3 protein-coding genes and 1 pseudogene are annotated in these 2,767 nt (G+C 74.5%); 1 reads left to right on the forward strand and 3 read right to left on the reverse strand.

The genetic code is table 11. From position 1 onward, the window contains the following. Window positions 1–286 (reverse strand): annotated as a pseudogene (locus C3488_RS41205) (hypothetical protein); the annotation flags it as partial. A 158-nt stretch (window positions 287–444) separates the two neighbouring features. Between C3488_RS41205 and C3488_RS39470 the strand changes: the two are divergent. Beyond that, window positions 445–981 carry a hypothetical protein gene (locus tag C3488_RS39470; protein ID WP_181139387.1) on the forward strand — a complete coding sequence of 179 codons (537 nt, stop codon included), beginning with the start codon at window positions 445–447 and terminating at the stop codon, window positions 979–981. A 12-nt stretch (window positions 982–993) separates the two neighbouring features. Here the strand turns inward: C3488_RS39470 and rarD are convergent, their stop codons facing one another. Then, window positions 994–1,980: an EamA family transporter RarD gene (gene rarD, locus C3488_RS39475; protein ID WP_103845614.1), complete on the reverse strand. Its 987-nt coding sequence runs from the start codon at window positions 1,978–1,980 to the stop codon at window positions 994–996. Window positions 1,981–2,137: 157 nt separating this feature from the next. Further along, window positions 2,138–2,767, reverse strand: a 630-nt coding sequence (locus C3488_RS39480; RefSeq protein ID WP_103845615.1) for an NmrA family NAD(P)-binding protein, incomplete at its 5' end; no start/stop codon positions are given.

A 2,767-nucleotide genomic window follows, 5' to 3' on the forward strand; every position in this document is an offset into this window, starting at 1 on the left:
CCGCCGCGTCCGGCCCCACGCCCCCCGGCCGTACCGTCGCCCCGTTCGCTCTGCAGGCCGTGCCCGAGCAGGTCGCCTTCATCAGCGCGACGTCCGGGCCGGCCCAGGCCCTGCCCGGTGCGCCGAACCACGGCGGCACCCCGCCGCCGCCCGCACCACCGGCCCCCGGCACCGTCTCGCCGCCTATAGGAACGTTCGGCCCACCGCCGGTCATGCCGACGGCACCGTCGGCCACTGCCGCCACCACCACGGCTCCCACGGCCCCGGAGCCCACCGCCCGGCCCACGCCCGCCTTCTCCTCCGCTCGGACCCCCGAAGTCCCCGCTCCCCCCGTCACCGGAAGCGGACCCCGCCCCCGACGCCCGCTCCGCCCCCGACGCCCGCTCCGTCCCCGAGAGCGTCCCCTTCCCCGCCGACCTGGACGACGCGGTCAAGGAGCCGCCCGTGCGGGAGTTCGACTCCGTGGCGGAAGCCGTGCTCGGGGATGCGCCCGCCGGCGGCGCGGACGGGGCCGTCGCCGAGCCCATGGCCCGGATCAGCGCGGCCGTGAAGCAGGGCCGTCTGGAGGAGGCGTCCGGGCTGGCCGAGCAGGCCGTCGCCGAATCGGCCGCGACCCTCGGCGAGGAGCACCCCGACGTTCTGCACCTGCGCGAACTCACCGCCTACATCGCCTACCTGGCGACAGAGCCCCTGCGCTCCTTCCGGCTGTCGCTGGACCTGGCCCGCATCCGTCACCGCCTCGGCGACCCGCGCGGGGCCTACGGCAACGTGCAGAGCGCGGCCGCCGCCTGGCGTGCCGTACGCGAACCGGTCCAGGGGCTGGACCTCGGCCGCGACCTCATCGCCGTATGGAGCGAACTCGCGGCCCAGGACGGCCCCGCCGCCGACGACCTCGACCAGCTCGAGAAGGCCCGCAGCCGCATGGGCCGCCTGGCCGAGCGCGCCCGCGAGGCGTCCGGCGAGCGGCCTGCCGACCAGTAGGCGCTGCGGCGGCTACGGCGTGGCGTCCACCGGGTCCGCGTCCACGGCCCCGCTCACCGCCGCGGTGGCGGCGCGCGCACCCGGGATCGCCCCGCCGAGCGTCCGCGCGGCCTGCCTCGCGGTGCGCAACGCGTCCGCCGTCAGCAGCGACAGCGCCAGCCAGACCAGCGCGAAGCCCGCCCAGCGCTCGGGCGGCATCGCCTCGTGGAAGTAGAGGATGCCCAGCAGGAACTGGAAGACGGGCGCCAGGTACTGCAGCAGCCCCAGCGTCGACAGGGGGACCCGTATCGCCGCGGCGCCGAAGCAGACGAGCGGCAGCGCGGTGACCACCCCGGTGACCGCGAGCAGCGCCGCGTGCCCCGCCCCGTGGGACGTGAACGTCGACCCGCCGTGCGCCGACAGCCACAGCAGGTACGCCAGCGCCGGCACGAACTGCACGGCGGTCTCCGCGGCCAGCGACTCGATGCCGCCGAGGCTGACCTTCTTCTTCACCAGCCCGTAGGTGGCGAAGGAGAACGCGAGGCACAGGGAGATCCACGGCGGACGGCCGTAGCCGATCGTCAGGACGAGCACGGCGGCGAAGCCGACCCCGACCGCCGCCCACTGCACCGGCCGCAGCCGCTCCTTCAGGAGCAGCACGCCCATGGCGATGGTGACGAGCGGGTTGATGAAGTAGCCGAGCGAGGCCTCCACCACGTGGCCGCTGTTCACGGCCCAGATGTAGACGCCCCAGTTGACGGTGATGACGGCCGCGGCGACCGTGACGAGCGCGAGCCGGCGCGGCTGCCGGAGCAGTTCGCCCGCCCAGGCCCAGCGCCGTATCACCAGCAGTGCGAGGGCGACCAGGACCAGGGACCACACCATCCGGTGGGCGAGGATCTCCATCGCCCCGGCGGGCTTCAGCAAGGGCCAGAACAGCGGGACGAGCCCCCACATCCCGTACGCGGCGAAGCCGTTCAGCAGACCTGTCCGTCGCTCACCCTTCGGCTCCCCGGCCACGGCCCCTCCCTCACGCTCGCGGCTGCCCGGTGCAGCCTCCACGAAGGTAGCGCCAGGACCCCCGCCTGTCATGCCTGTATCGGCATACGGTCATGACAGGCGGGGGTCGGAAGCTCAAGAGCCCGAAGGGGGAGTTCAGCCGGCCCGAAGGGGGAGTTCAGCCCTTGAGCGCGGCGGTGATCGCCTCGGCGAGCGGGGTGGTCGGGCGGCCGGCCAGACGGGAGAGGTCGCCGGTGGTGACCTCCAGTTCGCCCTTCTCGATGGACGCGTCCACGCCGGCGAAGACCGCGGCAAGCGGCCCGGGCAGCCCGGCGCCCGTCAGGATCCCCTCGTACGCCTCGACGGGGACGGCGTTGTACGTGATCTCCCGGCCGGTCTGCCTGCTCAGCTCGGCGGCGTACTCGGCGAAGCCCCACGCCTCGTCGCCACCCAGCTCGTACACCTTGTTCTCGTGGCCCTCGCCGGTCAGCACGGCGACCGCGGCGGCGGCGTAGTCGGCGCGGGAGGCGGAGGAGACGCGGCCCTCGCCGGCGGCCTGGACGACGGCGCCGTGCTCGAGGACGGGGGCGAGGTTCTCGGTGTAGTTCTCGTGGTACCAGCCGTTGCGCAGCAGCACATACGGCACGCCCGAGGCCAGGATCGCCTCCTCGGTGGCCCGGTGGTCGTCGGCGAGGGAGGCCGTCAGGCTGCCGGGCGCGCTGGTGTAGGCGAGGAGGGCGACGCCGGCGGCCTTGGCGGCCTCCAGGACCACCTTGTGCTGCTGGACGCGGCCCTTGTCGAACTCGTT

Source organism: Streptomyces sp. Ru72 (assembly GCF_002920635.1).
Classification (GTDB): Bacteria; Actinomycetota; Actinomycetes; order Streptomycetales; family Streptomycetaceae; genus Streptomyces.